This window comes from Actinomadura xylanilytica (genome assembly GCF_030283145.1).
GTDB lineage: Bacteria > Actinomycetota > Actinomycetes > Streptosporangiales > Streptosporangiaceae > Spirillospora > Spirillospora xylanilytica.
The window spans coordinates 1,452,447-1,474,506 of sequence record NZ_JASNWE010000001.1; the positions used below are offsets into that span (position 1 = coordinate 1,452,447).

At 74.7% G+C, this 22,060-nt stretch carries 24 protein-coding genes; 15 read left to right on the forward strand and 9 right to left on the reverse strand.

Features of this window, described 5'->3' with window-relative positions:
* Positions 1-113 precede the first annotated feature (113 nt).
* Positions 114-848, forward strand: a complete 735-nt coding sequence (locus QP090_RS06735) for a hypothetical protein (protein WP_285937626.1) — start codon at positions 114-116, stop codon at positions 846-848.
* A 206-nt stretch (positions 849-1,054) separates the two neighbouring features.
* On the opposite strand, the gene QP090_RS06740 is transcribed toward QP090_RS06735, so the two are convergent.
* Complete coding sequence (locus QP090_RS06740) at positions 1,055-1,843, reverse strand: hypothetical protein (protein ID WP_285937627.1); 789 nt, start codon at positions 1,841-1,843, stop codon at positions 1,055-1,057.
* Between the two features lie 284 nt (positions 1,844-2,127).
* Between QP090_RS06740 and QP090_RS06745 the strand changes: the two genes are divergently transcribed.
* The 14 genes from QP090_RS06745 (at position 2,128) to QP090_RS06810 (ending at position 13,729) form a co-directional block, all read left to right on the forward strand.
* The gene (locus QP090_RS06745; RefSeq protein ID WP_285937628.1) at positions 2,128-2,889 is read left to right on the forward strand and encodes a DeoR/GlpR family DNA-binding transcription regulator; all 762 of its coding nucleotides are present in this window, start codon (positions 2,128-2,130) and stop codon (positions 2,887-2,889) included.
* Positions 2,886-3,824, forward strand: a complete 939-nt coding sequence (gene pfkB, locus QP090_RS06750; RefSeq protein ID WP_285937629.1) for a 1-phosphofructokinase — start codon at positions 2,886-2,888, stop codon at positions 3,822-3,824. The genes QP090_RS06745 and pfkB overlap by 4 nt, the downstream gene beginning before the upstream one ends.
* Positions 3,825-3,926: 102 nt before the next feature.
* Positions 3,927-5,063, forward strand: coding sequence for a PTS transporter subunit EIIC (locus QP090_RS06755; protein WP_285937630.1), 1,137 nt, complete (start codon positions 3,927-3,929; stop codon positions 5,061-5,063).
* 60 nt (positions 5,064-5,123) lie between these two features.
* The gene (locus QP090_RS06760) at positions 5,124-5,435 is read left to right on the forward strand and encodes a PTS lactose transporter subunit IIB (protein WP_285937631.1); all 312 of its coding nucleotides are present in this window, start codon (positions 5,124-5,126) and stop codon (positions 5,433-5,435) included.
* Positions 5,428-5,886, forward strand: a complete 459-nt coding sequence (locus tag QP090_RS06765; protein ID WP_285937632.1) for a PTS mannitol transporter subunit IIA — start codon at positions 5,428-5,430, stop codon at positions 5,884-5,886. Before QP090_RS06760 ends, QP090_RS06765 begins: the two co-directional genes overlap by 8 nt.
* Positions 5,883-6,920 (forward strand): zinc-dependent dehydrogenase, encoded by a 1,038-nt coding sequence (locus QP090_RS06770; protein ID WP_285937633.1) that lies wholly within the window; start codon positions 5,883-5,885, stop codon positions 6,918-6,920. The genes QP090_RS06765 and QP090_RS06770 overlap by 4 nt, the downstream gene beginning before the upstream one ends.
* A 16-nt stretch (positions 6,921-6,936) precedes the next feature.
* Positions 6,937-7,254, forward strand: coding sequence for an HPr family phosphocarrier protein (locus QP090_RS06775; protein ID WP_285937634.1), 318 nt, complete (start codon positions 6,937-6,939; stop codon positions 7,252-7,254).
* Positions 7,247-8,920, forward strand: a complete 1,674-nt coding sequence (ptsP, locus tag QP090_RS06780; protein ID WP_285937635.1) for a phosphoenolpyruvate--protein phosphotransferase — start codon at positions 7,247-7,249, stop codon at positions 8,918-8,920. The genes QP090_RS06775 and ptsP overlap by 8 nt, the downstream gene beginning before the upstream one ends.
* 7 nt (positions 8,921-8,927) lie before the next feature.
* Positions 8,928-10,271, forward strand: a complete 1,344-nt coding sequence (locus tag QP090_RS06785) for a sensor histidine kinase (RefSeq protein ID WP_285937636.1) — start codon at positions 8,928-8,930, stop codon at positions 10,269-10,271.
* An 84-nt stretch (positions 10,272-10,355) separates the two neighbouring features.
* Complete coding sequence (locus tag QP090_RS06790; protein WP_285937637.1) at positions 10,356-11,477, forward strand: glycosyltransferase family 2 protein; 1,122 nt, start codon at positions 10,356-10,358, stop codon at positions 11,475-11,477.
* Positions 11,478-11,480: 3 nt separating this feature from the next.
* Complete coding sequence (locus QP090_RS06795; protein ID WP_285937638.1) at positions 11,481-11,639, forward strand: GVDTG sorting domain-containing protein; 159 nt, start codon at positions 11,481-11,483, stop codon at positions 11,637-11,639.
* Complete coding sequence (locus QP090_RS06800; protein WP_285937639.1) at positions 11,639-12,319, forward strand: response regulator transcription factor; 681 nt, start codon at positions 11,639-11,641, stop codon at positions 12,317-12,319. The genes QP090_RS06795 and QP090_RS06800 overlap by 1 nt, the downstream gene beginning before the upstream one ends.
* Positions 12,316-12,936, forward strand: a complete 621-nt coding sequence (locus QP090_RS06805) for a hypothetical protein (RefSeq protein ID WP_285937640.1) — start codon at positions 12,316-12,318, stop codon at positions 12,934-12,936. The genes QP090_RS06800 and QP090_RS06805 overlap by 4 nt, the downstream gene beginning before the upstream one ends.
* Before the next feature lie 31 nt (positions 12,937-12,967).
* A complete protein-coding gene (locus tag QP090_RS06810) occupies positions 12,968-13,729 on the forward strand; it encodes a DeoR/GlpR family DNA-binding transcription regulator (protein WP_285937641.1) in 762 nt (253 codons plus the stop codon).
* Here the strand turns inward: QP090_RS06810 and QP090_RS06815 are convergent.
* The 8 genes from QP090_RS06815 to QP090_RS06850 all read right to left on the reverse strand — a co-directional run bounded on the left by QP090_RS06815 (position 13,716) and on the right by QP090_RS06850 (position 21,994).
* A complete protein-coding gene (locus tag QP090_RS06815; RefSeq protein ID WP_285937642.1) occupies positions 13,716-14,834 on the reverse strand; it encodes a methyltransferase domain-containing protein in 1,119 nt (372 codons plus the stop codon). The genes QP090_RS06810 and QP090_RS06815 overlap by 14 nt on opposite strands.
* A 169-nt stretch (positions 14,835-15,003) precedes the next feature.
* Positions 15,004-15,354 carry a hypothetical protein gene (locus QP090_RS06820; protein ID WP_285937644.1) on the reverse strand — a complete coding sequence of 117 codons (351 nt, stop codon included), beginning with the start codon at positions 15,352-15,354 and terminating at the stop codon, positions 15,004-15,006.
* 96 nt (positions 15,355-15,450) lie between these two features.
* Positions 15,451-16,041 (reverse strand): GNAT family N-acetyltransferase, encoded by a 591-nt coding sequence (locus tag QP090_RS06825; RefSeq protein WP_285937645.1) that lies wholly within the window; start codon positions 16,039-16,041, stop codon positions 15,451-15,453.
* Positions 16,042-16,637: 596 nt separating this feature from the next.
* Positions 16,638-17,570, reverse strand: a complete 933-nt coding sequence (locus QP090_RS06830; RefSeq protein ID WP_285937646.1) for an NAD-dependent epimerase/dehydratase family protein — start codon at positions 17,568-17,570, stop codon at positions 16,638-16,640.
* Positions 17,567-19,057, reverse strand: a complete 1,491-nt coding sequence (locus tag QP090_RS06835) for a class I adenylate-forming enzyme family protein (protein ID WP_285937647.1) — start codon at positions 19,055-19,057, stop codon at positions 17,567-17,569. Before QP090_RS06835 ends, QP090_RS06830 begins: the two co-directional genes overlap by 4 nt.
* Positions 19,054-20,223, reverse strand: coding sequence for a cytochrome P450 (locus QP090_RS06840; protein ID WP_285938595.1), 1,170 nt, complete (start codon positions 20,221-20,223; stop codon positions 19,054-19,056). Before QP090_RS06840 ends, QP090_RS06835 begins: the two co-directional genes overlap by 4 nt.
* A gap of 5 nt (positions 20,224-20,228) precedes the next feature.
* Positions 20,229-20,981 (reverse strand): glycosyltransferase family 2 protein, encoded by a 753-nt coding sequence (locus QP090_RS06845; protein ID WP_285937648.1) that lies wholly within the window; start codon positions 20,979-20,981, stop codon positions 20,229-20,231.
* A gap of 11 nt (positions 20,982-20,992) precedes the next feature.
* Positions 20,993-21,994 (reverse strand): 3-oxoacyl-ACP synthase III family protein, encoded by a 1,002-nt coding sequence (locus tag QP090_RS06850; RefSeq protein ID WP_285937649.1) that lies wholly within the window; start codon positions 21,992-21,994, stop codon positions 20,993-20,995.
* Positions 21,995-22,060: the final 66 nt, after the last annotated feature.

The following is a 22,060-nucleotide window of genomic DNA, read 5'->3' on the forward strand; positions in this document are numbered from 1 at the left end:
GGTAAACAAAGGCGAAACAACGTAAATCAGGTAGCGACCCCCGGCATGGACTCCGAAGCGCGCCCGCCGAGCGGCGCGACCGAGGGCTTCGGATGCGACGAAGGAGTCCGCAGATGACGCACGCTCGGCCGTCCGGCCGCGATCGGCGGCGGAGGCACCGGGGCTTCCAGCGCAGGTACCTGCTCTTCTGGGTGGTCGGCACCGGTTCGGCGGTGCTGGCCTCGTTCGCCGGGACCCGCGGGCTCTACATGGCGGGCGGTGCCGAGGCACAGCGGGACGGCGGCCCGGCCGTCCTGGCGCGGCCGTCCGGCCTCGTGTCGGCGCCGCCGTCCCGCTCCGCCTCCCCCTCGCTCTCCCCCTCGTCCTCGCCCTCGCCCTCGCCGTCGTCCAGCCGCCCGGCGGCCCGGCGCACGCCGCCCAAGGCGGAGCGCGAACAGCCGGCCCCGCCGCGCCGGGCCGTGGCGTTCCGCGGCGTCGACATCACCGCACCGCGGGAGAACGCCGAGGTGAACGGCAGGGTCGGGGTGGTCGTACGGGGGCGCGCGGGGGATCTGGACGGGTCGGTCCTGCGCCTGTTCGTGCTCGCCTACAACGGGCTCTACTACCTGATCGACAACGGCCCGGTGGTCACGCCCGGCCGGGAGTGGAGCTTCCTGCTCAAGCCGATCGGCGGGGGCACCGGCGACATCGGCCGGGTCTTCACGGTCTTCGCGGTCACGGTCGCGCCGTCCTGCCGGCGGCTGCTCGACGGGAGCGCCCGGGACCCGGAGGGCAACATCACCTTCTCGGCCCTGCCGAGCGGCTGCCGGGCGGCCGACAGGGTGAACGTCCTCAAGACCGGCTACTGAAGCCCGGTCCCGCCCCTGCCGGGACCGGTCCGGCCGGACGGTCGGCGGACCGTCCGGCCGGACCGCCGTCGGACGGACCGTCCGGCCGGACCGCCGTCGGACGGACCGTCCGGCCGGACCGCCGTCGGACGGACCGGCCGGACGGCCCCGTGCCCCGGCCGATCCGTCCGGCCGGGGCACGGGGCCGGGGCGGTGGCCCCGGGTCGTCAGCGGAGCACGGGCTTCGTGGCCGGCGCCGGAGTGATCACCAGGCCCGGGTTGGGGGCGCCCTCCTCGCCCGGCTTCACCGTCCGCTTGCGCTCGCCGGGGCCCTGCCCGTTGGAGCCGCAGATCCGCGACTTCTCCTCATCGGTCATGTCGCGCTCCTTGAACGCGACACTGCGCTTTCCGTTCTCCTTGGCGTCGGTCTGGGAGTAGGGCTCGATGTACCACTCGTAGTGCGGGGCGCCGTCGTCCACATCATTGAACTTCACCCGGTCACCGAAGTTGATCTGCCATTTCCCGGTGATCTTGAGCATTTCGGTGGACAGTTCCAGCCAGCCGACCCGGCCGGGCTGGATGTGCGAGGTGTTGCCGCTCCACTGCCAGGTCGCGTGCGTCCAGGTGTGCCCGTACTGGGCACTGGCCTTGGCCTCGATGATCTTGAACAGGGTGCCGCCGACACCGAGCTCGAACCCGATGCTGTTGGTCTGCTCGTGCACGTCGGTGATCTGGTACTGGTGGTCCTGGACCGCGCTCGTGCAGTTCCAGGCGTACTCGTCGCCCTGCGGCAGGTAGAAGTCGGTCTGGAACGACTCCGCACCGGTCGGGGTGAAGTCGCACCGGTCGGCCGTGTAGCTGGTCTTCTTACCCGATCCCGGGCAGGTGTCCAGAAGCGGGGTCCCGGTCAGGTCGATGGTCTTCGCACTGGCGGACCCGGAGGAGAGCACCACCCCGCCGGTGAGCACCGCGGCCCCGGTCGCGGCGGCGATCATGCCCTTTCGAAGGAAACTCATTGGCCTTTCCTCTCGCTCGATGTCCCGAACAGTGCGTTCCTATCAACATTTCCGCATCCGCACCTTTATCGGGACATTAAGCAGCGCGCAAGGAATCTTAGAGCGAGCCCGGGAAATACCCGGAAAAGATCGTCCGGACGGTGAATTCACGTGTCCGCCCGCAGCCGTCCGCCCGGCCGCCCTGGGCGGCGGGCCGTTACCGGACCGAGCCCGTCCGGGGTCTTGACCCACCGTCCGGACGGAGCTAAACACAGGAGAACCAAAGCAAACGGGAGGGAAACCACATGTACGCGGAGGAGCGGCAGGGAGAGATCCTGCGCCGGGCGCGCGCGGACGGCCGGGTCGACGTGGTCGGGCTGGCCGAGGGGCTGTCGGTGACCAGCGAGACCATTCGCCGGGACCTGACCGTTCTGGAGCGCGCCGGGGTGGTCCGCCGCGTGCACGGCGGCGCCATCCCGGTGGAGCGGCTGGGCTTCGAACCGCCGCTGTCCACCCGGAACGCGGTGATGACCGCCGAGAAGGAGCGCATCGCCAAGGCGGCGCTGGCCGAACTGCCGGACGAGGGCGCGGTGATCATCGACGCCGGTTCGACCACCGGGCGACTGGCCGAGGCGCTCCCGCTGGACCGCGAGCTGACCGTGGTGGTGAACGCACCGCCGCTGGCCGCCGCGCTGGCCGGCCGGCCCAACCTGACCGTGGTCATGCTGGGCGGGCGGGTCCGCCGCCGGACCCTGGCCACAGTGGCCGACGGCGGCGACCAGTTGCTCGGCCAACTGCACGTGGACGTGGCCTTCCTCGGCACCAACGGGCTGTCGATCGAGCGCGGCTTCACCACCCCCGACCCCGCCGAGGGCGCGATGAAGCGGGCGATGATCGCCGCGACCCGGCGCACCGTGGTGCTGGCCGACCACACCAAGGTCGGCAACGACTACCTGGCCCGGTTCGCCACCCTCGGCGAGATCGACACCGTGATCACCGACGCCGCGCTGGACGCCGAGCTGACCGGCGAGTTCGAGCAGGCCGGGCTGCGGATGGTGCTGGCATGATCGTCACGCTGACGCTGAACCCCAGCCTGGATCGCACGATCGAGGTGGACGAGCTCACCCGGGGCGCGATGATCCGGGCCCGGTCGGCCCGGCTGGACCCCGGCGGCAAGGGGGTCAACGTCTCCCGCGCCCTGCTCGCCAGCGGGATCGCCTCGACCGCGGTGGTCACCGTGGGCGGCGCGGACGGCGAGCAGCTCCACCGGCTGCTGCGGGCCGAGGGCATGGCCGTCCGCGCGGTCCCGGTCGCCGGGACGACCCGGTCGAACGTGACGATCGCCGAGCCCGGCGGCGTGGTCACCAAGCTGAACGAGCCGGGCGCCGCGCTGACCCGCGCCGAGCTCGACGCGGTGGCCGAGATGGTGGTCGCCGAGGCCGAGACGGCGAGCTGGGTGGTCGGCTGCGGCAGCCTCCCGCCCGGGGTGCCGGCCGCGATGTACGCCGAGCTGTGCCGGGCGTTCGCGCCGGCCGGCATCCGGGTGGCGATCGACTCCAGCGGCCCGGCCCTGCTCGCCGCGGTGGCGGCCGGCCCGGACCTGATCAAGCCGAACCGGGAGGAGCTGGCCGAGGCGGTCGGCCGCCCGGTGGACCGGTTCTCGGACGTGGTCGGCGCGGCCCGCGAGCTGCGGGCCCGGGGCGCCCGGACGGTGCTGGTGAGCCTGGGCGCGGACGGCGCGGTGCTCGTCGACGACGACGGGATCCTGGCGGGCTCGGCGCCGGTCGACCGGCCGAGCAGCACGGTCGGCGCCGGCGACGCCCTGCTCGCCGGGTTCCTCGCCGCGGGGGCGCGCGGCCCCGAGGCGTTCCGCGAGGCGCTGGCGTGGGGGGCCGCCGCGGTCGGCCTGCCGGCCAGCCGGATGCCGGGCCCCGCCGACATCCGCCGCGACCTCGTCACCGTCCACGGACGACCCGACCTGGACCGGGCGCTCCTGACCTGACCCGTCCCACCCCCGGAACCACCCCGGCCCGGTATCCGACACCCCCCCGCCCGGACACCCGCCCCCGACACCCCCCAACCCCCCGATCGACAGGAGGCCGTGATGGCCACTGCGTACACCCCCAAAGTCACCGGCGACGGGATCCGGGCGCGGATCCAGCGCGTGGGCGGCCACCTGGCCGGGATGGTGATGCCGAACATCGGCGCGTTCATCGCGTGGGGCCTGATCACCGCGCTGTTCATCCCCACCGGCTGGGTGCCCAACGCCGAGCTGGCCGAGCTGGTCGATCCGATGATCAAGTTTCTGCTGCCGATCCTGATCGGCTACACCGGCGGCCGGATGGTGCACGGGCAGCGCGGCGCGGTCGTCGGCGCGGTCGCCACGGTCGGCGTGATCGTGGGCGCGGAGATGCCGATGTTCCTCGGCGCCATGATCATCGGCCCGCTCGCCGCGTACCTGATGAAGCTGCTGGACGGCCTCCTGGAGGACCGGATCCGGCCCGGCTTCGAGATGCTGGTGGACAACTTCTCAGCCGGCATCCTGGCCGGCGCGATGGCGCTGGCCGGCCGGAGCGTAATCGGCCCGGTCATGAGCACCTGCACCGACGCCGCCGGGGACGCGGTGAGCTGGCTGATCGACCACGACCTGCTGCCGGTCGCGTCGGTGCTGATCGAGCCCGCCAAGGTGCTGTTCCTCAACAACGCCATCAACCACGGCGTGCTCGGGCCGCTGGCCGTCCAGCAGGCCGCCGAGCACGGCAAGTCGATCCTGTTCACCCTGGAGTCCAACCCCGGCCCCGGCCTCGGCGTGCTGCTGGCCTACATGTTCTTCGGCCCGCGCCGGCTCCGCCCGAGCACGCCCGCCGCGATCATCATCCACCTCTTCGGCGGCATCCACGAGATCTACTTCCCCTACATCCTGATGAAGCCGCGGATGATCCTGGCCGCCGTCGCGGGCGGCGCGACCGGCGTGGCGATCTTCCTGGCCTTCGGCACCGGCCTGGTGGCCACGCCCTCCCCCGGCAGCATCTTCGCCTACCTCGCGCAGACCCCGAAGGGCGCGAGCAACTGGATCGGCATCTACGCCGGGGTGCTGGCCTCGGCCGGCGTCTCGTTCGGCGTCGGCGCCGCCCTCCTCGGCTTCGGCAGGCTCGCCGACCCGGACGCCGAACCCGGCGGCGACGCCCCGCAGGAAGAGGCCGCCGCCCCGGGCACCGAGAACGAGCCGGCCGCGAAGTAGTCCGCCCCGCCCCCACACCCCCGACTCCCACCCCATTCGCACGGTCCCGGAGGTCCGATCATGGTCACCAGCATCGACGGCAAGGACGTCAGGAAGCTCGTCATCGCGTGCGACGCCGGCATGGGCAGCAGCGTCATGCTCGCCGGCCAGCTCCGCAAGGCGCTGCGCAAGCAGCCGGTCACGGTGGAGCACACCCCCGTCGACTCCATCCCCGCGGACGCCGACGTGGTGGTCTGCCACGCCGGGCTCGCCGAACGCGCCCGGCGCGGCGGGACGAACGCGGTCATCGTCCCGTTCGAGGTGTTCATCGGCGACCCGGCGGTCAACCGGGTGATCGCCGCCATCAAGGACGGCGGGTCGCTCGGTGGCTGAGAGCGCCGCGCGGCTGCTCGACCCCCGCGCCATCCGCCTGGACGCGCGGGCCGCCGACCGGGACGACGCCATCCGCCAGTGCGGCCGGGTCCTGGCCGAGGCCGGCGCGGTGACCGCCGCGTACACCGAGAGCATGCTCGAACGGGAGCAGTCGGTCTCCACCCACCTCGGTGAGGGGGTCGCCATCCCGCACGGGACCGCCGGCGGCAAGGACGCCGTGCTCCGCGACGCGCTGGCCGTCCTGCGGTTCCCCGGCGGCGTCGACTGGAACGGGCACCCGGTCACGCTGTGCATCGCGATCGCGGCGCGGGGGGACGGGCACATGGCCATCCTGGCCGAGCTGGCCGAGGTGCTGCTCGATCCCGGACGGGCCCGGCGGCTGCGCGAGGCCGGCACCGCCGCGGACGTCATCAGGCAACTGCAACCGACGGAAGAGGAACCCACCCGATGAAGGTCGCTCGCTTCTACGCCCCCGGCGACATCCGCCTGGAGGACGCCGCCGAGCCCGAGCCCGGCCCCGGAGAGCTGAAGATCCGGGTCCGGAACTGCTCGACCTGCGGCACCGATGTCAAGATCTCCCGGTTCGGGCACCACCACATCGTCCCGCCGCGGGTGATGGGGCACGAGATCGCCGGCGAGGTGACCGGCGGCGACGCGCCGGGCTGGACCGCCGGCGACCGGGTCCAGGTGATCGCGGCGATCCCGTGCGGGCGGTGCGCCGAATGCCGGCGCGGCCGGATGACGGTCTGCGCGCACCAGGAGTCGATGGGCTACCACTACGACGGCGCGTTCGCCGAATACATGATCGTCCCGGCGAAGGTGCTGGCCGTGGACGGGGTGAACCGCGTCCCGGACGGGGTGTCGTTCGCCGAGGCGTCGGTCGCCGAGCCCCTCGCCTGCGTGCTGAACGGCCAGGAGCTGGCCCGGGTCGGCGAAGGCGACGACGTGGTCGTCTTCGGGTCCGGGCCGGTCGGCTGCCTGCACGTGCGGGTGGCCCGCGCGCAGGGCGCCGCCCGGGTGTTCCTGGTCGACGTGAACCGCGACCGCCTCGACCACGCCGCCGGGATCGTCAAGCCGGACGCGGCGGTGTGGGCGACCGAGGGCACCGACGTGGTCGAGGCGCTCCGCGACCTGACCGGAGGCCGCGGCGCCGACGTCGCGATCACCGCCGCGGCCTCCGGCGCGGCGCAGGTGCAGGCGATGGAGGCGGCGGCGCCGGGCGGGCGGGTCAGCTTCTTCGGCGGCCTGCCGAAGGACGACCCGATCATCTCCTGCGACTCCAACCGGGTGCACTACCGCGAGCTGTCGCTGGTCGGCGCGAACGGGTCCAGCCCGGCGCACAACGCCCGCGCGCTGGAGCTGATCGGCTCCGGCCGGGTGCCGGTGCAGGACCTGATCACCCACCGGCTGCCGCTGTCCGGGCTGCCGGACGCCCTGGGCCTCGTCGCGCGCGGCGAGGCGATCAAAGTGACCATCGAGCCCTGACCGTGATGGAGGACCCGTGTCCGAACGCATCGTGACCGTGGGCTCGGCCCAGGGTCTGCACGCCCGCACCGCGAAGATCTTCGCCGAGGCCGCCGCCGGGCGGCCCGTCCGCGTCACCGTCGCCTGCGGCGCCAAGGGGCCGGTGCCCGCCGCGAGCCTGCTCGGCCTGCTGACCCTGGGCGCCGTCCACGGCGCCGAGGTCACGCTCCGCGCCGACGGCGAGGGGGCCGACGCGGTGCTGGACGAGCTGTCCGCCCTGCTCGCCCGCGACCTGGACGCCGAGGACGCGGGCGCCGGGGACGCCGGAACGGCCGGGGACGCCGGCCGTGGCTGACCCGCTGCGCGGGCTCGGGGTCGGCCCCGGGCTCGCGGCGGGGATCGTCCTGCCGATGGGCGCCCCGCCGGAGCTCCCGCCGCCCCGTCCCGTCACCGATCCCGGTCGGGAGCTCGACGCCGCGCTCGCCGCGCTGGAGTCGGTCCGCGCCGACCTGGCCGGACGCGCCGCCGCCGCGCCGGGCAAGGCCGCCCGCGACGTCCTGGAGGCGCAGGCGGCGATCGCCGCCGACCCCATGCTGGAGACCGACCTGGGGGTCCGGACGCAGCGCGGTGAGGACGCCGCGCACGCGCTGCACGGGACGTTCGACGAGTACCGGCGGGTCCTGCTGGACGCCGGCGACCACCTGGCCGAGCGGGCGGCCGACCTGGCCGACATCGCCGACCGTGCGGTCGCCGCCGCGCTCGGCCGCCCGATGCCGGGGGTGCCCGCGCCCGGCCACCCGTTCATCCTGGCGGCGGGCGACCTGTCCCCCGCCGACACCGCGACGCTCGACCCGTCCACCGTGCTCGCGCTGGTCACCGAGCGCGGCGGGCCGACCAGCCACACCGCGATCCTGGCCCGCGCGCTCGGGCTGCCCGCCGTCGTGGGCTGCGCCGGGCTGCTGGACGCGGTGGCGCCGGGCGCCCTCGGCACGGTGGACGGCACCACCGGCGAGGTGCGGATCGGTGTCGGCGCGGACGAGGCCGACGCCTTCCGGGGCCGTGCCGCCGCGCTGAGGGCCCGTCCCGGCCGCGGGCCCGCGGGGCCCGGCCGCACGGCGGACGGCCACCCGGTCGACCTGATGCTCAACATCGGTTCGGCGGCCGACCTCGACGGGGTGGACCTGACCGGCGTCGCGGGCGTCGGGCTGTTCCGCACCGAGCTACTGTTCCTGGAACGGCGCGAGGAACCCGGGCTCGACCAGCAGGTCCGGGCGTACCGGGAGGTCTTCGACGCCGTCGGCGAACGCGTGGTCGTGGTGCGGACGCTCGACGCGGGGGCCGACAAGCCGCTGCCCTTCCTCGGCCTGCCCGAGGAGCCGAACCCGGCGCTCGGCGTGCGCGGGTTCCGCACCGTCCGGCTCCGTCCGGAGGTGCTGGAGACCCAGCTCGAGGCGATCGTGCTCGCCGCCGAGGGGACCGCGGCGCGGGTCGCGGTGATGGCGCCGATGATCTCCACGCCGGGCGAGGCGGCGGACTTCGCCGGACGGGCCGCGCGGCACGGGCTGCCCGGCGCCGGGGTGATGGTGGAGGTGCCGGCCGCCGCGCTGAGCGCCGCCGCGCTGCTGCGCGTCGCCGGGTTCCTCAGCATCGGCACCAACGACCTCGGCCAGTACGCCCTGGCCGCCGACCGGCAGGGCGGTGACCTGCCCGACCTCCTCGATCCCTGGCAGCCCGCCCTGCTGCGGCTCATCGCGATGTGCACGCGGGCGGGGCTGGCCGCGGGCAAGAGCGTCGGCGTGTGCGGCGAGGCCGCGGGCGATCCGCTGCTCGCGCCCGTCCTGGCGGGTCTCGGCGTCGGGCGGCTGTCGATGTCGGCGCGGAGCATGCCCCCCGTCCGGGACGCGCTGGCCCGGCACGATCTCGCCGGGTGCGAGCGGCTGGCCGGGCGGGCGCTGGCGGCGGCGTCCGCCGAGGAGGCGCGGACGGCCGCGGCGGCGGGCGCCACGGTGCGGGAAGGCTGACGCGGGGATGCGGCGCACGCTGGCCCTGGTCTCCCTGGCGGTGACCACGATGATCGCGCTCGGCACTCTGGTCCCGAGCGCGCTGCTCGTCCGCGAACTGGCCCGGGACCGGAGCGTGATCGAGGCCCAGCGACGGCTCGGCGCCGCGGTCGCGGTGGCCGCGGCGGCGCCCGCCGACCGCGCCGCGGTCGAACGCGGCGTGACCGCCCTGAACGCCGGGCCGGGCGGCCGTGCGGTCGTGGTCTTCCCGGACGGCGGGACGGCCGGCGGCGGTCCCCCGGCCCCGCCGAGGGCGCTGGCCGCCGCCCGCGGCCGGAGCCTGCCGACCGAGACCGGGGCGGGCTCGCCGGGCGGGCGGATCGTGCTCCAGGCCGTCCCGGGCGGGGCCGTCGCGCAGGTCCGGGTGCCCGAGGACACGTTCCCGCCCGGCGTGCTGACGGCGTGGGCGGTGATGGGCACGGTCAGCCTGCTCCTGGTGGCGTTCTCGATCCTCACCGCCGACCGGCTCGGCGCCCGGGTGGTCGGCGCGGCGCGGCGGCTGGGCGAGGCCGCCGCGCGGCTCGGCGCCGGCGACATGCGGGTGCGGATCGAGCCGGAGGGGCCGCCCGAGCTCCAGGACGCGGCGATCGCGTTCAACACCGTCGCCGAGCGGGTGACCTGGCGGATCGCCGCCGAACGGCGGCTGGCCGCCGACCTGTCGCACCGGCTGCGCACCCCGCTGACCGTGCTGCGGCTCAACGTGGACCGGCTCGGCGTGGACGCGGCGACCGCCCCGGCCCGGGTCGCGCTGGCCCGGCTGGAGCAGGAGGTCGACCAGGTGATCTGGATGACCCGGCGGTCCGAGGACGAGGCCGGCCCGGCGATGTGCGACGCCGCCGAGGTGGTGCGGGAGCGGGTCGGGTACTGGTCGGCGCTCGCCGACGACCAGGCCCGCCGCTGGCACCTGACCTGCCCGGACCATCAGGTCGACGTCCCGGTCGAGCGCGGCGAGCTGGCGGCCGGGCTCGACGCGCTGCTCGGCAACGTCTTCCACCACACGCCCGAGGGCGCCGCGTTCGCCGTCACCCTCCAGGCCGGCCGGGACCGCGCGGGCATCCTGGTGTCGGACGCGGGGCCGGGCATCGCCGACCCCGCCGCGATGACCGAGCGCGGGCGCAGCGGCGGCGGCTCGACCGGCCTCGGGCTGGACATCGTCCGGCGGCTGGCCGAGTCGACCGGCGGCGAGATCCGGGTCGACCGGTCGGTGCTGGGCGGCGCCCACATCGGGGTGTGGCTGCGCACCACCGCCTCGTCCAGCGAGCACCGGGAGCGGTCCCGGAGACCGCCCGGCGGCCACCATAAGACTTCTTAAGAATTGCTTATTGCACGCATCAGCGCGAGGTCCGGCGCGATTGGCTTGAATGGCGGTCAGAGGCCATGGGGAATGGAGAGGGAAATGTCGCTGCCGGCGCCGGGACGCCACCGCCACGCCAGGGACGGCAAGCGGGGCCTGCCCGCGGCCGACCCCGCGAGAATGCGGGTGCTCGCGCTGATCCCGGCCCGCGACGAGACCGGCCAGATCGCCGAGACGCTGGCGTCGCTGAGGCACCAGGAAAGGCCGCCGGACCACATCACCGTCATCGCCGACAACTGCACCGACGAGACCGCCGCGTACGCGCATCTGTGCGGCGCCGACATCGTGGAGACGCGCAGGAACCGGCACCGCAAGGCGGGCGCGCTCAACCAGGTGCTCGACCGCCTGCTGCCCGGCTGCGGACCGGACGACGCCGTCCTGGTGATGGACGCCGACTCCGCTCTCGACCCCGGCTTCGTCCGGCACGGGCTGGCGTACCTGGCGTCCGGCCGGTACGCGGCGGTGGGCGGGACGTTCTCCGGCAAGCCCGGCGGCGGGCTGCCGGGCATGCTCCAGCGCAACGAGTACGCCCGCTACGCCCGCGACGTCCGCAGGCTGGACGGCAGGGCGCTCGTCCTGACCGGCACCGCCGCGCTGTTCCGCGCCGCGACGCTGCGCGAGGTGGTGGCGGCGCGCGCGGCCGGCCGGCTGCCCGGCGGCCCGCACGTCTACGACGTGCGGGTGCTCACCGAGGACAACGAGCTGACCCTCGCGATCCTGCATCTCGGCCTGCGCATCGTCTGCCCGCGCGAGTGCACCCTGGCGACCGAGGTGATGCCGACCTGGCGGGCGCTGTTCCGGCAGCGGCTGCGCTGGAAGCGGGGCGCGCTGGAGAACCTGGCCGACTACGGCTGGACGCCCGTCACGCGCCGCTACTGGGGGCGGCAGCTCACCGCCCTGCTCGGCCTCGCCGTGATCGCCGTCTACCTGGTCTCGCTCGGCTGGTCGCTGCTGGTCACCGGCGGAGTCCGGATCAGCCCGGTCTGGACCGGCGCGACCGCGGTCTTCATGGTCGAGCGGGCCGTCACCGTCCGGGACCGCGGCCCGGTCCAGATGGCCCTCGCCGCACTGGTGGTCGTCGAGACGGCCTTCGACCTGTTCCTCCAGGCGGCCCAGCTCAGGGCGTTCTGCGAGGCGGCCCTGAACAGCGAAAGGAAGTGGTAGCCGATGTACGACGGGTTCCCCCTCGGCGGGGTCGCGACGGGCGCCGGCGGGACGGCGGCGGCCGTCCCCTGGTTCGGCGCGCACGCCCTGTGGTTCGGCGTCGCCGCGTTCACCCTCGTCTCGGTGGCCGCCGCCGTCCGGCGCATCCTCCCCCGCCGCTGATGGTGCGCATCCTGGTCGTCGAGGACGACATCGAGGTCCGCACGGCGCTGGTGCGCGACCTGTCCGAGCGCCGCCACTCGGTGCGCAGCGTCGCCGAGGCGTGGAAGGCGCTCCAGGAGGTGTCGGCCGAACCGCCCGAGGCCGTCGTCCTGGACCTCGGGCTGCCCGACCTGGACGGCTTCGAGCTGCTGAAGATGATCCGCGCCATCTCGTCCGCCCCGGTGCTGGTCGTCACCGCCCGCGACGGCGAGCGGGAGATCGTCCGGCTGCTCGACGCGGGGGCCGACGACTACCTGGTCAAGCCGTTCACCATGGGGGAGCTGGAGGCGCGGCTCGGCGCGGTGCTGCGCCGCGCCCGGGGCGCCGGCGGCGACCCCACCGCGTTCACGGTCGCGGGGCTGCGGATCGACCTCGTCCGGCACGAGGCGTTCCTGGACGGGCACGCGCTGGAGCTGTCGCGGCGCGAGTTCGACCTGCTGGCCTACCTGGCGGCGCGGCCCGGCGAGGTGGTCTCGCGGTCCGAGCTGCGCGCGCAGGTCTGGCGGCAGCCCTACGGCAACGACCAGACCGTGGACGTCCACCTGTCGTGGCTGCGCCGCAAGCTCGGCGAGACCGCGGCGGCCCCCCGCTACCTGCACACCGTCCGGGGGGTCGGGATCAGGCTGGAGGCCCCGGGATGAGCCGCCCGGCGCACGGGCGGCCCAAGCGGCGCGCCCGCCCCCGGACCGGCCGCCTGGTCGGCTGGTCGGTGATCGTGGTCTGCGTCCTGCTGCTCGCCGCGCAGGCGGTGGCGTCCTCGTCCGGTGAGGACACCCCGGCCCGCGGCGCCCGGTCCGGTGCCCCGTCCCCCGGCACTACCGGGGACCGGCCGCCGCCCCTGACCCCGTCCCCGATGGCCGCCTCGCCCTCGGCCTCGTCCCCCGTCACGATCACCTCCCCCGGCCAGCGCGCCCAGGTCGCGGGCAAGAACGGCGTCAGGCTCACCGGCACGGCCGGGAATCTCCGCCACGACGAGCTGCGCTTCTTCGTCTACGCCGAGGACGGCCGGTACTACGCCGCGCACAGCGGGCCGGTGCGGGTGACCGGTGGCCGGTGGAACCTGACGATCCCCCGCATCGGCGCGGGCCGCCGCGACGTCGGCAGCATCTTCGTCATCGTCGCCACGGTCGCGGACCCGTCCTGCCGGAACGCGCTGCGCGCCGCGCGGGCCGACACCGCGGGCAACATCGCGTTCACCCGGCTACCATCCGGCTGCACAGAACGTGACAGCGTGAGCGTGCGCAAGACCGCCCCCTGAGGCGGCGAGCGGACAGACGGGGGTGGGGCGCGTGTACGCCGAGGAACGGCAGCAGGCGATACTGGCGCGGGCCCGCGCGGACGGCCGGGTCGACGTCGTCGCCCTCGCCGACGAGTACGGGGTGACGACCGAGACGATCCGGCGCGACCTCACCGTGCTGGAGAAGGCCGGCCAGGTGCGCCGCGTCCACGGCGGCGCCATCCCGATCGAACGCCTCGGGTTCGAGCCCGCGCTGTCGGCGCGGGACGTGGTGCTGACCGAGGAGAAGGAGCGCATCGCCAAGGCCGCGCTGGCCGAGGTCCCGGCCGATGGGTCGATCATCATCGACGCCGGCACCACCACCGCGCGGCTCGTCCCGCTGCTGCCCCTCGACCGCGAGCTGACCGTCGTGGTGAACTCCCCGCCGCACGCCTCGGTGCTGGCCACCCGCCCCAACCTCAACGTGATCATGCTGGGCGGCCGGGTCCGCGGCCGGACCCTGGCCACCGTCGACGACTGGGTGCTGCGCCCGCTGGCCGACCTGTGGGTGGACGTCGCGTTCATGGCGACCAACGGCGTCTCGGCCGAGCGCGGCCTGACCACCTCCTACCAGGCCGAGGCCGCGGTGAAGCGGGCCATGATCGCCTCGTCCCGGCGCCGGGTGCTGCTCGCCGACCACACCAAGGTCGGCAACGACTACCTGGTCCGCTTCGGCGACCTCTCCGACATCGACCTGCTCATCACCGACACCGCCCTGGACACCGAGGCCGCCGCCGAGCTCGCCGCCGCCGGCCCCGAGATCATCCGCGCCTGACCCGCACGTCCTGGCCCTCCGGCCCCACGGTCATCCCGAACCGGGAACGCCCCGGGCGCCCCCGCTCGATCCACCGCAGGCAGGCGGCGGCGACCTCGTCCCACAACCGGCGCGGCCCGGCCTGCGACACCGCGTGCTCACCCGCACCGACCCGGCAGCGGGCCCACGAGGTCCCCGCCACATCGGCCAGCACCAGCCAACGGTCGCCGCCCTCGTCGCGCTCACCGCCCATGACGTCCGGCACGTCCGCGGCCACCGCGACACCGGCATGGGCGACCACGCGGGGATCGAGCCGGGTCACCGACTCCACGACCTCACCGTCCGGGGCACCGGGGAGCACCGTCCGCTGGGCCCGCAGCATCATGAAGTCCGCGGCGCCGTGCAGCCGTCCGATCGCGCGGCCGTCCCCGGTGACCGTCAGCCGCACCTTGTGCCCGTCGCCGAACTCGGGCATCCACGGCAGGACGATCCGCCCGCCGGGCCGCGTCTGCTGCACCCACGCGTACGGAACCGTGGTCACGCCGCACGTGACGTGCACCCGGTCATAGGGAGCACCGCCGGGCTCACCGGCCGCCCCGTCGCCGCCGACGAGCCGCGCCCCGACCCCGGCGGCGTCGAGGTTGCGGGCCGCGGTCTCGGCGAGCCGGGGATCGACCTCGACCGTGGTCACCTCGGCACCGAGCGTCGTGAGAAGCGCGGCCGTCCATCCCGTCCCCGTCCCGATCTCGAGGACCCGGTCCCCGGCCCGGACGCCCAGCAGCTCCAGGAACGCGACGACCGCACCCGGCGCCGACAGGGAAGAGGTCGCCTCGTCGACGCCCGCGGCCGGATCCCCCGCACCGTCGGCAGCCTGCGTGACGATCGACGCGTCCGCGTAGACCCCCGCCCACCAGCCATCAGGATCAGCATCACGATCGATGACATGCCGCTCCCCCGGACCGTCGGGCGCGCACCACCCCCGCGCGGGCGCGAACAGATGCCGTGGGGCCGCGTGCAACGCCCGCCGAACGTCCGCCCCGGCCAGATCGCCCCTGCCCTCCAGCAGGTCGGCCAAGGCATCGATCCGCGCACCGACCCCCGCGCCCTGCGGTACCAAGGGCGCCATGGTCACTTACCGCGGCCTTTGCCCTTCTCGTCCTTCTCCGGCGGCGGGATCGGCTTGCCCGGCTGATGGGAGTCGCCTTCACGCCGGTCTCCGTGCTTGCCCATGATCACTCTTTCCGTCCGCAGTGTCATCGCGACGCTACACACGGTGGCATCGAAGCGGGGTCGGATCAGGCCGAGCGGCCGGCGTGCCCCTCCAGCCGCCGCCGTCCCGCCACCGTCGAGGCCCCGAGCACGGCGGTCACCACCCCCACGGGCACCGACCAGCCCAGGCGCTTGATCTGCCGTCCTGCGCACCGCATCTCAGCGTCCGCCAGAGCCGCCGCTTCGGGGGCTCCCGACCAGGCGGGCCGCAAGTTGGCCATGGACACGGACTCGCAGGTGACCTTCTGAGTGGAGGAGATCTCGACCTCGCCCGGCCCAGAAAAGAGCAGATAACCGAGCGCCGCCACCCCGAGCAGGACTAATCCGGCCTGGACGAGCCAAGCGTGTTCTGAACGGATGACGGAGGAGTTCTCCATGGACGCTGCCCCTTATGCCCGGTGGACGACTTTCGGGACATTCGACGCCGGTTGCGGTCGATCAGTTCGCCGGCCCCGCCCGGTCGGTGGGACGGCTCAGCGTTCGGGCTGGGTGGGGTGCGGTTCTGCGGGGACGATGCCGGTCATCGTGTTGGTGATGGCCCACCGTTCGTGGTCCCGCCAGGCGCCGTCGATGAACAGGAAATCGGGCGAGTAGCCCTCATAGCGGAAGCCGATTCGTTCGATCAGTTTCAGCGAGGCATGGTTCTCGGGCTGGATCTGCGCTTCCAGCCGGTGGAGCCGCAACCGCTCGAAGGCATGGCGCACCACCAGGTCGAGTCCTTCGGACATGTAGCCCTGCCCGGCCGTGGGAGCGAAGGCCGCGTAGGCGAGAGAACCGGATTGGAAGCGTCCGCGAATGATGCTGTTGATGTTGACCATTCCGGCAATGGCCCCGGTGCCGCCCAGGCAGACCAAGAGCGATTCCTCGTCGGGCTGCTCGTATCGCGTGAGGTAGGTCCGGAACTCCCGCGGGGTGGAGGGCGGAGACACCCACGGGCGGTGCAGGTCGGCGCTGACACCGACCAGATCGAGGAACTCATCCTGGTCATGGCCGGCGAGCGGACGCAGGGTCACCCGGCAGGGACCGTCCGGCCGGACGGCCTGCGGCCCGTCGTTCTCGATCACGGGTGGCACGGTACCAAGCACGGATGACCTGAGCCGTCCCGTCGGTGACGCCGGACTCGCGGGCGTCCGCCGGATCGAGCCATCGGGACGCGCTGTGCTCCGGGCTCAGCGTGCTCGGCCGCCCATCGTGGACGAGCCCGAAAGTCACGTGCTTGGCGATCCCGTCACGGTCGGCGTCGTCGAGCAGTCCCTGGAGATCGATACCTGGATCGGTCACACGGCGACCCTAGCGGGCTGACCGAGTACGGCCAGGTCGAGTGGGCCGCTGGACCCTGGTTTCCGCCGTCCGCGTCCGGCTGACTGGTGTCATGCGTTCACGACACTCCATGAAATCAATGGATCTGTACGCCTGGGACGTCGAGCCGCCCGACACCACGCGCACTTCCGGCGCGGGCGGAGTGACCGGAGACGAGAGCGAAGCCATCGGACAGGTCCGGCGGGCATTAGCGGGAGCCCCCGCCGGGACGTCCGGGGTGGTGCGGCGGGTGGCGATCGGGGAGTCCGGACGGGTCGCGTACGTGAACCTCGGGACCGTCGGGCGGGCCTGGCTGGACGGGGCGTCCGGCGCCGTGGTGTGGGCGAGGCTGTGAAAATGCCTACCAGTCGGCGGCACCTCTGAAGGAGGTCTCCTCGGGGTCGTAACCGAGGGTGTCGCGGGCGGCGGTGATGTCGAGGGTGCGCTCGACCGCGAGCTGGGCGATGGCGTAGCGGGTGAGGCGAGGCGGTTCGCGGCGGCGGGCCAGGAGGAACGCGCCCTCGACCGCGGCGGCGACGGGACGGGCCGCGCGCAGCGGCAGGTAGACGGGACGGGCCCGGACGCCGCGTTCGGCGAGGATCGCGCGGAACGCCTCGTCGAGGCTCACCGGGGCGGCGTCGGCGACGTTGAAGACGCCGGACCCGACCGGTCCCCGGGCGGCGAGGAGGCACGCCTGGACGAGGTTGGTGATCGAGGTGAGGCTGATCCGCTGCCGTCCGCCCCCCACGGCGGGCAGCACCGGACCGCGCACCGCCGACAGGACGCGCGGCAGCAGGGTGGTGTCGCCGGGCCCGTAGACGGCGTGCGGGCGCAGGATGACCGCCTCGCGTCCGGCGGCGCGGACGGCGCGTTCGGCCGCCGCCTTGGACGCGCCGTAGGCGTTGAGGTGACGGCGGGCGGGGCCCTCGTCCTCGGCCGCCATCACGGTGGGCAGGAACGGGTCGTACACGCTGGCCGTGCTGACGTGCACGAAGCGCGCCCCGGGGAACGAGGCGAGGGCGTTGCGGGTGCCGGTCAGGTTGGTGGCGAAGAACCCGGCGGCCGGGCCCCAGTCGGTGACGCTGCCCGCGCAGTGGATCACCGCGTCGACGTCGGGCGCGTCGCGCAGCCGGCCCCGGGCCAGGTCCCATGGACGGTAGGGCGCTCCGGCGAGGTGGCCGGGCGCGACCTCGGGGCGGCGCCCGTAGGCGAGCGGTTCGGCGCCGTGCGCGGCGAGCGCGCGGCACACCGCGCCGCCGACGAAGCCGGACGCGCCCGTCACCGCGATCCTCATCGGGTCACCAGTCCGCGGAGCCGGTCGCGGTCGAGCTTGCGGCCCCGGCCCGAGCGGGGCAGCGCGGGCAGCTCGACGATCCGGTCGGGCAGCGCGTCGTGGTCGATCACGGCGGGCAGCCGCCGGGCGAGGCCGGACGCGTCGCCGACGACGGCGAGGACCACCTCCTCGTCGCCGGTGACCGGGTCGGGGACGCCGACATAGGCGGCCTCTGCGACGCCGTCGAGCGCGGCGATGGCGGGCTCGTACAGGCCGGGGTAGAGGTTGAACTTCCCGCGGATCAGCATGTCCTTCTTGCGCCCCATGAGGACGAGGCGCCCGTGCCCGTCGAGGCGGGCCAGGTCGCCGGTGGGCAGCTCGGTGAACGGCTCGTCGCCCAGGTAGCCGCGGCAGAGGCCGGGCCCGGACAGGAGCAGCTCGCCGTCGGGCGCGAACGCGGCGCCGGTGAGCGGCGCGCCGAGCAGGTCGCCTCCGGCACCGGACGCGGTGTGCGCGAGCTTGTCCTCCGCCGACGCGATCGCGACGGGGAGGATCTCGGTCATCGCGTACACCGACAGCACCTCGGCGGACGGCGCGGCGGCCATGGCGCGGCGCAGGATCCCGGCGGGCGCCGGGGCCGCGCCCAGCAGGACGTGGCGGAGCGTGTCCGGGAGCCGGGGCGCGGCGTCCAGGATGTCGGCGAGGTGCGCGGGCACGCAGAACGTGTGGGTGGCGCCGCGTTCGGCGAGCAGCGCGGCGAAGCCCGCCGGGGAGCACGACAGCGGCGGCATCGACCAGCGGGCCCCCGAGATCAGCGTCGGCAGGCCGAGCATGAGCTGGTCGGTGTGGACGACGTCGCCCGGCCCGAGCGGCAGCCGCGTCCGGAACAGGTCGAGCGCGGTCGCCAGCGACGCCTGCGTGTGGACGACGGCGCGGGGGTGCGCGGTCGTCCCGGACGTGAAGATCACGGCGGCGGGCGCGTCCGGGTCGCCGACGTCGTCCGGTTCCGGCGCGTCCCCCTGGGCGAGGCGCGCGAACGGCAGCGCGCCGCGCGGCACCCCCGGCAGCCACCGCCCCACGTACAGGTGCCGCAGGTCCGTCGAGATGCGGGCCAGGTTGGGGAGCAGCAGTCCCCTGCGCCGGGCGTACGCGCGGACGGGGCGCAGGCGGCTGCCCGCGTACAGCACCGACTCGGCAGCCGACCAGCGCGGGCGCGCGAGACGGAGGCGGGCGGTGAACATCTCCGGCCCGGCGCCCGGGTCGGCGAAGACCACCACGCCCCGCGACGCCACCACGCCGAGCGCGAGCACCAGGGACTCCGGCGACGGCCGGACGGAGAACAGCACGCCGTCGCCGGGCGCGAGCCCCACCGACAGCAGCCCGCGCCGGACGGCGAGGACCCGGCGGCGCAGCTCGCCGTACGTCAGCTCGGCGCCGTCACCGGCCACGAGCGCGACCGCGCCCGGAGTGCGGGCGGCCTGATCGAGGAGTCGCCGGACGAGCGTCACGCCGCCTCCCCCGCACGCCGGACGTCCAGCCGGGCGTAGGTCGGGATCAGCACGCCGCGCGCCGCCGACCGCCGGGTGATCGTCAGGGGTGCGGCGGCGAGCAGGGTCCGCGCCACCGTCCGGACCTCCGCCATGGCGAGCGGGTAGCCGAGGCAGAAGTGCGGCCCGGCGCCGAACCACAGCCGCCGCAGCTCGGGCGGGTGGGCCCGGTCGAGGTCGAACGGGCCGTACGCGCGGCAGCAGTTGTGCGTGGCGATCAGCACCCGCTCGCCGGCCCGGATCGCGACGCCGCCGACCCGCGCGGGCCGGTGGACGCTGCGCAGCATGACGGGCGTCGGGGTCGCGACCCGCATGGCCTCCTCGATGGCCCGGTCGAGCAGGTCGGGGGACGCGGCGACGCGTCCGGCCTGCCCTGAGTCGTGCAGCAGCGCGACGAGCCGCGGCACGAGCGTCGCGACGGTCTCGGTGCCGGTGAGGAAGAACGCGCCCGCGGCGCCGCGGGCCTCGTCCTCCGACAGGCCGAGCGTCCGCATCCGGCCCATCACGGTGTGCTCGGCGCCGGACGCGTACGCCTTGGCGGCGATGTCGCCGAGCGGGTCGAGCACCGCGCGGGCGCGGCGCACCTGGTCCGGGGAGAGCCGCCGGGTGCGCAGCGAGATCATCGACACGATCCGCTCCCCCTGCTCGAAGAGATCGCGGTACACCGCCTCCGCCCCGGCCCCCGGACCGGCCTCCAGCCCGATGACCTCGCCGATCACCGTTCCGGCGAGCACCCGCACGGTGTCGACGAGATCGACGGACTCGCCGCGACCGAGCCGCCCGGCGAGCCGGGCGAGGGGCTCGGCGAGCACGCGGGCGCACAGCTCCTGGGCGTACTGGGGCGTGAACAGCTCGGCGAGGCGGCCACGGAGCGCCCGATGCGCGTCGCCCTCCATGTTGAGCAGCACCGACGGCCCGAGCACCGGGGTCCACAGCTCGCCGGGCGAGCCCGGCCCGTCCTTGCGGAACGTCTCGCCGTCCATCAGGACCTCGCGGGCGAGCGCCGCGTCGTTCACCACCACGCCGACGCCCGGGACGCGGACGACCGGGCCGCGCCGCGCCAGGCCGCGCAGCAGCGGATACGCCACGGGGTGCGCGGCCAGGTAGAGCCGCCGCTCCCAGCCCATCGGGGTCACCGAATGTCCACGATGTCGGGGCGGTGCCGGTGGTCGGCGTACCAGCCGAGGGTGCCGATCAGGCCGTACGCGCGCAGCCGCCGCACCGATCCGTGCACGACCACGTCCTTGCGGAGCCCGTACGCGGCGGTCAGCAGGCGCACCTGGTTGACCAGCGCGCGGTCCTCGTGGACGTCCTCGATCCGGGTGCGCGGGAAGCCCCCGGCGCGCTCGTACAGGACGGCGGTGATCGCGACGTTGCAGCCGGGCATCATCACGTACGGGCCGAGGTAGAGGGGGTTCTGGTTCCCGGGCCGGAACCTGCCGAACAGCGCCGCGACCGTGATGACCGACGGCAGGAGCCGCCGTTCCCACAGCTTCAGCGGGAACTCGTCGGTGCGGGGCCGCAGCGGCCCGCTGACCAGGTCGAGCCCGTCGCCGAACGCGCGTTTCACCGCGGCGATCCAGCCGCGGTGCGGCAGGCAGTCGGCGTCGGTGCGGGCCACGTGGGTGGCCCCGGCGGCGATGGCGTGCCGGAATCCGGTGTCGGCGGCGGCGCCGGTGCCCTTCTCGATCTCCCCGACGAGCCGCAGGTCGAGCGCGGGGTGCTCGGCGGCGAACGCCCGGACGGCCCCGACGGTCCCGTCGGTGCTGAGGTTGTCGACCACGACGACGGTGAACCCGGCGTCGGTCTGCTCGGCGAGGCGGCGCAGCGTGCCGCCGATCGAGCGCTCCTCGTTGTAGGCGGGGACGACGACCCACAGGTTCATCGCGTCCCCCTTCATAGCTGCGCCATGACGACGCCGAGGCTCACGCCGCCGGCGAGCCCGATGAGCGCGACCCGGTCGCCCGGCCCGCAGCGCCCCTCGCGGACGGCGGTGGCGAGCTGGAACGGCAGCGTCGCCGAGGCGAGGTTGCCGTGCTCGGGAAGCGTCACCACCAGCCGTTCCGCCGGGATGCCGAGGACCGACCGCAGCACTTCCAGGTAGGGCATCGTCACCTGGTGAACGCCGATGACCGCGAAGTCGTCCCAGCTCAGGCCGGTCTTCTCCAACGCGGTGACGAAGATCTCCGGGCCGTGCGCGAGGAAGGCGTCCTTGAGCCGCCGCCCGTCCCCGCTGAAGTAGGTGCGGTCGGGGTCGCGCGGGTGCATCGAGCCGCCCGCCGGGAGCGTGCCGACGGCCCAGGCGGTGGAGACGGCGGCGAAGTCGCGGTAGAAGATCCCGCCGTCCGGGGCGGCCTCGACGAGCATCGCCGCGCCGCCGTCCGACAGGGTGTAGCCGGCGAACGCGTCGGCGAACTGGGCCCGGTCGCGCACCGTCCAGCGGATCGCGCGGGACGGGCTCTCGCCGGTGCAGACCAGCACCCGCTCATGCTGCCCGGTCCGGATCAGCGCGTCGGCGAGCTGGAGCCCGTTGAGGAAGCTGTTGCAGGCGTTCTTGACGTCGAAGACCGGGCAGGCGGCGCCGAGCTTGGCGGCGACGATGTGCGCGGTGGCGGGCTCGATCAGGTCCTGCGACGCCGAACCGAAGATCAGCAGGTCCAGCCCGGCGGGGGCGGTGCCGCGCTCGGCGAGCACGGTGCGGGCGGCGGCGACGGCGAGGTCGGACGCCTGCTCGTCGTCGCGCATGACGTGCCGGGCGCGGATGCCGGTCATCCGCTCGACGATGGTGGGGGACGGCCGGTAGCCGCCGCTCTCGGCGGCGACCCGGGCCTCCACCTCGGCGCTGGTGACCGCACGTTCGGGCAGGTGCGCCGCGACCGCGGTGATGCGGGCTCTCATGGACTGCTGTCCCCCGGTTGGTGTCGCGGCGCCGCCGGTGCCGCGCCGTCCTGGATCAGGCTGGCC

Excerpts from the sequence above, each read along its gene's own strand:
- QP090_RS06840 (WP_285938595.1), bottom strand. The coding sequence starts at position 20,223 with ATGGGCTGGGAGCGGCGGCTCTACCTGGCCGCGCACCCCGTGGCGTAT.
- QP090_RS06815 (WP_285937642.1), bottom strand. The coding sequence starts at position 14,834 with ATGGCGCCCTTGGTACCGCAGGGCGCGGGGGTCGGTGCGCGGATCGAT.
- QP090_RS06820 (WP_285937644.1), bottom strand. The coding sequence starts at position 15,354 with ATGGAGAACTCCTCCGTCATCCGTTCAGAACACGCTTGGCTCGTCCAG.
- QP090_RS06845 (WP_285937648.1), bottom strand. The coding sequence starts at position 20,981 with ATGAACCTGTGGGTCGTCGTCCCCGCCTACAACGAGGAGCGCTCGATC.
- QP090_RS06740 (WP_285937627.1), bottom strand. The coding sequence starts at position 1,843 with ATGAGTTTCCTTCGAAAGGGCATGATCGCCGCCGCGACCGGGGCCGCG.
- QP090_RS06800 (WP_285937639.1), top strand. The coding sequence starts at position 11,639 with ATGGTGCGCATCCTGGTCGTCGAGGACGACATCGAGGTCCGCACGGCG.
- QP090_RS06805 (WP_285937640.1), top strand. The coding sequence starts at position 12,316 with ATGAGCCGCCCGGCGCACGGGCGGCCCAAGCGGCGCGCCCGCCCCCGG.
- QP090_RS06830 (WP_285937646.1), bottom strand. The coding sequence starts at position 17,570 with ATGAGGATCGCGGTGACGGGCGCGTCCGGCTTCGTCGGCGGCGCGGTG.
- QP090_RS06785 (WP_285937636.1), top strand. The coding sequence starts at position 8,928 with ATGCGGCGCACGCTGGCCCTGGTCTCCCTGGCGGTGACCACGATGATC.
- QP090_RS06745 (WP_285937628.1), top strand. The coding sequence starts at position 2,128 with ATGTACGCGGAGGAGCGGCAGGGAGAGATCCTGCGCCGGGCGCGCGCG.
- QP090_RS06760 (WP_285937631.1), top strand. The coding sequence starts at position 5,124 with ATGGTCACCAGCATCGACGGCAAGGACGTCAGGAAGCTCGTCATCGCG.
- QP090_RS06795 (WP_285937638.1), top strand. The coding sequence starts at position 11,481 with ATGTACGACGGGTTCCCCCTCGGCGGGGTCGCGACGGGCGCCGGCGGG.
- QP090_RS06755 (WP_285937630.1), top strand. The coding sequence starts at position 3,927 with ATGGCCACTGCGTACACCCCCAAAGTCACCGGCGACGGGATCCGGGCG.
- pfkB (WP_285937629.1), top strand. The coding sequence starts at position 2,886 with ATGATCGTCACGCTGACGCTGAACCCCAGCCTGGATCGCACGATCGAG.
- QP090_RS06770 (WP_285937633.1), top strand. The coding sequence starts at position 5,883 with ATGAAGGTCGCTCGCTTCTACGCCCCCGGCGACATCCGCCTGGAGGAC.
- QP090_RS06790 (WP_285937637.1), top strand. The coding sequence starts at position 10,356 with ATGTCGCTGCCGGCGCCGGGACGCCACCGCCACGCCAGGGACGGCAAG.
- QP090_RS06850 (WP_285937649.1), bottom strand. The coding sequence starts at position 21,994 with ATGAGAGCCCGCATCACCGCGGTCGCGGCGCACCTGCCCGAACGTGCG.
- QP090_RS06735 (WP_285937626.1), top strand. The coding sequence starts at position 114 with ATGACGCACGCTCGGCCGTCCGGCCGCGATCGGCGGCGGAGGCACCGG.